The 5,047-nt window shown below is 28.5% G+C and carries 5 protein-coding genes, 2 tRNA genes and 1 other annotated feature; all 7 genes read right to left on the bottom strand.

The features are described 5' to 3' along the window. Positions 1-171 precede the first annotated feature (171 nt). Positions 172-262, bottom strand: a tRNA-Ser gene (locus tag ARA56_RS16030). A gap of 175 nt (positions 263-437) precedes the next feature. Then, entirely contained in the window at positions 438-1,715 is a 1,278-nt protein-coding gene (gene serS / locus ARA56_RS16025) for a serine--tRNA ligase (RefSeq protein WP_055268484.1), read from the bottom strand. A gap of 134 nt (positions 1,716-1,849) precedes the next feature. Next, positions 1,850-2,062, bottom strand: a binding site (T-box leader). A 90-nt stretch (positions 2,063-2,152) separates the two neighbouring features. Continuing rightward, positions 2,153-2,386 (bottom strand): DUF1667 domain-containing protein, encoded by a 234-nt coding sequence (locus ARA56_RS16020; protein ID WP_055268482.1) that lies wholly within the window; start codon positions 2,384-2,386, stop codon positions 2,153-2,155. Between the two features lie 11 nt (positions 2,387-2,397). Next, complete coding sequence (locus ARA56_RS16015; protein WP_055268480.1) at positions 2,398-3,810, bottom strand: NAD(P)/FAD-dependent oxidoreductase; 1,413 nt, start codon at positions 3,808-3,810, stop codon at positions 2,398-2,400. Between the two features lie 15 nt (positions 3,811-3,825). Further along, positions 3,826-4,335, bottom strand: coding sequence for a transcription repressor NadR (locus ARA56_RS16010; RefSeq protein WP_055268478.1), 510 nt, complete (start codon positions 4,333-4,335; stop codon positions 3,826-3,828). Between the two features lie 15 nt (positions 4,336-4,350). Then, complete coding sequence (locus ARA56_RS16005) at positions 4,351-4,854, bottom strand: HD domain-containing protein (protein ID WP_055268476.1); 504 nt, start codon at positions 4,852-4,854, stop codon at positions 4,351-4,353. Between the two features lie 116 nt (positions 4,855-4,970). Then, positions 4,971-5,046 (bottom strand) — tRNA-Ala (locus ARA56_RS16000). Position 5,047 lies beyond the last annotated feature (1 nt).

Raw genomic sequence — 5,047 nt, 5'->3', positions numbered from 1 at the left:
TGTCAAAAAACTTGTTCATTTAGAAATAATTTCATATAAATATATGAATAAAAAATAAAAAGACCGTCTACTGAAATGATTTTAAAAATCATTTCAGAGACAGCCCCTTTTTGTTTTTTATTTTTTATAATAGAATAATAAAAAAAGAAGTTACTCTTACGAATAACTTCTTGGCGGAGAGAGTGGGATTCGAACCCACGGTACGCTCACACGCACGCCGGTTTTCAAGACCGGTGCCTTAAACCAACTCGACCATCTCTCCTCGGAACATTTATTATTCTACCAACTATTAATAATTATGTCAACACTTTTTTTATACTTTTTATAATTATTTTTTTATAATATATAATTAATTAAAGAACAAATTCAGAATTAACTGAATTTGTTCTTTTTTAAGAAACTATAGTCTAGTCTCAACCTTAATTTATAATTTTTAATTATCTAATTACGTCCATTCCACCCATGTAAGGTCTTAAAGCTTCTGGTATATTAATAGATCCATCTTCATTTAAGTTGTTTTCTAAGAATGCTATTAACATTCTAGGAGGAGCAACAACAGTATTATTTAAAGTGTGTGCAAAGTATTTTCCATTTTCTCCATTTACACGAATCTTTAATCTTCTAGCTTGAGCATCTCCTAAATTTGAACAGCTTCCTACTTCGAAGTATTTCTTTTGTCTTGGAGACCATGCTTCAACGTCTATAGACTTAACCTTAAGGTCTGCTAAATCTCCTGAACAACATTCTAATGTTCTAACTGGAACATCTAATGAACGGAATAATTCTACTGTATATTTCCATAGCTTTTCGAACCATTCTTTACTTTCTTCTGGTTTACAAACAACTATCATTTCTTGTTTCTCAAATTGGTGTATTCTATATACTCCTCTTTCTTCAATACCGTGAGCACCTTTTTCTTTTCTGAAACATGGTGAATAACTAGTTAATGTTTGAGGAAGAGAATCTTCTTTTATTATAGTATCTATAAATTTACCTATCATTGAGTGCTCACTAGTACCTATAAGGTATAAGTCTTCACCTTCAATTTTGTACATCATAGATTCCATTTCAGCAAAGCTCATAACACCAGTAACAACTTCACTACGAATCATAAAAGGTGGTATACAGTAAGTAAATCCTTTGTTTATCATGAAATCTCTAGCATAAGAAAGTATTCCTGATTGTAATCTTGCTATATTACCCATTAAGTAATAGAATCCATTACCAGCAACTTTTCTAGCGCTATCTAAATCAATACCATTTAACTTTTCCATTATTTCAGTATGATAAGGAATTTCAAATTCAGGAACTACAGGCTCACCAAACTTTTCTACTTCAACATTTTCGCTATCATCTTTTCCTATTGGAACAGTTGGATCAATAATATTAGGAATAACTAACATTATTTCTCTTATTTTTTCTTGTAATTCAGTTTCTTTAACTTCTAATTCAGCAAGACGAGCTGCTTGTTCGTTAACTTTTGCTTTTAACTCTTCAGCCTCTTCTCTTTTTCCTTGCCCCATTAATGCACCTATTTGCTTAGAAATTGTCTTTCTATTAGATCTTAATGAATCAGCTTCTTGTTGTGTTGCTCTACTTTCAGCATCTAATGCAATTACTTCATCAACTAAAGGAAGTTTCTTATCTTGAAACTTATTCTTGATGTTTTGTTTAACTATTTCTGGATTTTCTCTTAAAAATTTTAAATCTAACATTTTGTCCTCCAATTATTTAATTAATAAATTCATATGAAATTTCTAGGTTAATACAAAGAATTCTCAATAAAGTTTCATCTTTATTCTTAACTACTAATTATTCATTTATAAAAAAAGAGCCTTATCCTCCCTATACAAGGGACGAAAGACTCCGTGTTGCCACCCTAATTGATAGTAGTAATATATAAAAACATACTTCTATCCACTTAAATAATTTAACGGAATTACACCGTACTGCTCATCACAGTCCCTCCAAGGTGGATTCATAAAATATAGTTATCAGTTTACACCAACCACTGACTCTCTTAAAACATCTATCTTATTACTAGCCTTTTCAACGGTTTATTTATTCATTTATTTATCTTAAATATATTATAACATCCTATATTTTGTCAATAGATATGTACTATCTATTATTATACCATATTTTTCTGACTTTATGCTTCTTTAATATTTCTACTACAAACTATATCAATACCCGTATTTAAAACATTTTTACATATTATACTTCCTAGCTTAATAGGAACACTTACATAAATTCTACTTAATACTTTAGATATTTCTATCCATAAACTCTTATCTACTTCTTCACTGCTTTTTACTGGCACTACCTTATATTTATTATTACCTTTTACTCTTACCACTGAAGTAAATATAGCTTTATTCTCCATGACACCCTCCACTAAATACCTTCAAATTCCTTTATTCTTCCTGATATTATTTTAGAATCCTTTGAATCATCTACTATATCTGTTATATTTTTGCCTAACTCTCTAGCTAAAATACTTACTATCTTTTCATTACAGTAAGCTCCATGACAACTGCCAAATCCAGCTCCTGTTCTTCTCTTTACTCCCTTAACAGTTCTTGCACCAAGAGGCCTTCTTATAGAGTCAACAATCTCACCTTCAGTAACATTGTTACAAAGACATATCATTTTGCCATATCTATTATCTACCTTAATTACTTCATTTATTTCATCTTTATTCATCTCTCTGAATTTATAAGATTCTCTTCTTTTATCTATAAAATGCTTCTTTTGACTACACTTTAATGTATTAGTCAACGTATCACATAACATCTTAGCTATAGCAGGTGCTAAGGTAATTTTTCCATAATGAGTTCCTGTAACACTTATAAATCCTCTATCTATTCTACTATCATCTACTACAATAGAATCTTTATCATAACTTTCCCTAAATAGATTATTTATACTATTCTTATCTAGATCTTTAAGAAGCTTTGTAGCATAAGATATATTATCATCTAAACTAGTCTTTTCAATACTTTTAATTCCTATTAAAGAGCCTCCATTTAAAACTGGTGTAGATACAACAAAAGTATCCTTATCAAAAGTCTTAGTTATTATTCTAGATAATTTATTTTTATAACTATCATCAACTAATATATAGCTCATATTTTTGAAAGTGTTCTCATTTTTTAATTCGTCCTTTTCTTGAACTACTCCACTTTCATTTATAAACATCTCATTAGCAATAGTATTTATAACAACTCTACAAGTAAATTTATTTTTATTAGTTATAACTTTAAATCCTTTAGCTATATTCATAATATTCAATACTTCTTCTTCTAATCTAAATATAACTCCATTATCAGAAGCTACTTCAGCATAAGATAAAGCTAAATCGTATGGTGCTACTAATGCTACATTTTGTGAATATAAACCTTTCTTTATTCCTGGATTTATATTAGGCTCTATTTTATATACTTCATCACTGTCAATAAGGTGAACACCATCAATACCTCTTTTAATAGCCCTCTCATACATTTCCTTTAGCTTAATTACACCATTATCATCATCTACTACCCTTAAACCACCAATACGCTTAAAAGGCACATTAAATTTTCCGCATAAATCCTCTAATAATATATTACCTATATATTCTAACCCAGCCATAACATTATTAGATGTCTCTGAACCATCATAAACTATTGCGCTATTAACAAAAGATATATCATCTGCTATATCATACTCTTTTTCAATTACAGCTATATTTAAATTATATTTTGATAATTCATAAGCAGCTGCACACCCAATTATGCCCCCACCTAAAACTAAAACATCATAATCCATATAAATTCTCCCTAATTATAAAGTAAGTCCATTTTCTTTTAATTCTTTTTTTATTAATTCCATATTTTCTTTAGTATCTACAGACACTGTATGGAGATGAACTCCATTTGTTAATGAAGATAGCGGAGCACTATCTGATAATTCAAATGTGTTTTTAAATCTATTTAAATCATTAAGATTCTTAATCATTAACAAACCTTTAATTTCACCATATATAGGATGTTCTACTATAACATCTTCTATAATTCCACCATATTTAATTACAATCTCTAATTCTTTTATCATTTCATCTTTATTATGATTTACTGCTATTATTGCTCTTACTCTACTACCATTATCATCATTAAACATATAACCATCTGGAGTTGCTATTATATTATTTCCTTTTGCTCTTAAAATAGCTATATCTTTAACTATTATTTGTCTAGTTACATCAAATTTCGTTGCTAGTTCAACTCCCTTTACAGGAGCTTTTTCTTTAAGTAATAATTCAACTATTGCTTCTCTTCTATTATTCGCAATCATATTTCACCTCATAAGTTAATTCTTATTATCACTTTCTCTTATTAAATCTAATAATTCATTACTTATTTTCTTATTACTATGATGATATCTAATACTATCTAAAAACTCTTTATCATAAGTCTTAAATTCCTTTAATATATCAGCACCTTTTTGTGCATGATTATAATATATATCTATTTGTTTTATGCTATTGTATTTTTTTATTTTCCCTTTAGTTAATTTATTTAATAAAACTAATGCAGATTTTTCTACCAAGTTTAACCCAAATTCACCCTTACCTACATCATGCAATAAAGCTGCTTTAGCAATTCTATTAGTATTTAAGGAAATATTTTTTTTCTTACATATATCTAAAGCATCTTTACAAACACGTATAGAATGATGCTTTTCATTATGGTTTAATTTATTAAATAATTTCATTTCATCTTTATCTAAATATTTATTTACATACTCTGTATCTATTTTCTTAAAATATGATCCTGCTGCCCATACGAATTGTTTAACTCTATATAACGCCATACATTTTCACCTTTACTTTAACATTTACTGTATATTTATAATAACACTATTAATAAAATTTATGAATAGAAATTATTTTAAATAAAATAAAAAAGCTACGAAATACTTCGTAGCTTTGGTGGAGGTAAAGGGAGTCGAACCCTTGACCCCTTGCGTGCAAGGCAAGTGCTCTCCCAACTGAGCTATACCCCCA

The sequence above is a fragment of the Clostridium disporicum genome (assembly GCF_001405015.1).
Lineage (GTDB): Bacteria > Bacillota > Clostridia > Clostridiales > Clostridiaceae > Clostridium > Clostridium disporicum_B.
The sequence above is the reverse complement of the archived record's forward strand: the minus strand, read 5'-3'. Positions and strand labels throughout refer to the sequence as shown.

What these genes read in the sequence shown, in the direction of transcription:
- ARA56_RS16010 (WP_055268478.1), bottom strand. Translation starts at nt 4,335, where the DNA reads ATGATTGCGAATAATAGAAGAGAAGCAATAGTTGAATTATTACTTAAA.
- serS (WP_055268484.1), bottom strand. Translation starts at nt 1,715, where the DNA reads ATGTTAGATTTAAAATTTTTAAGAGAAAATCCAGAAATAGTTAAACAA.
- ARA56_RS16015 (WP_055268480.1), bottom strand. Translation starts at nt 3,810, where the DNA reads ATGGATTATGATGTTTTAGTTTTAGGTGGGGGCATAATTGGGTGTGCA.
- ARA56_RS16020 (WP_055268482.1), bottom strand. Translation starts at nt 2,386, where the DNA reads ATGGAGAATAAAGCTATATTTACTTCAGTGGTAAGAGTAAAAGGTAAT.
- ARA56_RS16005 (WP_055268476.1), bottom strand. Translation starts at nt 4,854, where the DNA reads ATGGCGTTATATAGAGTTAAACAATTCGTATGGGCAGCAGGATCATAT.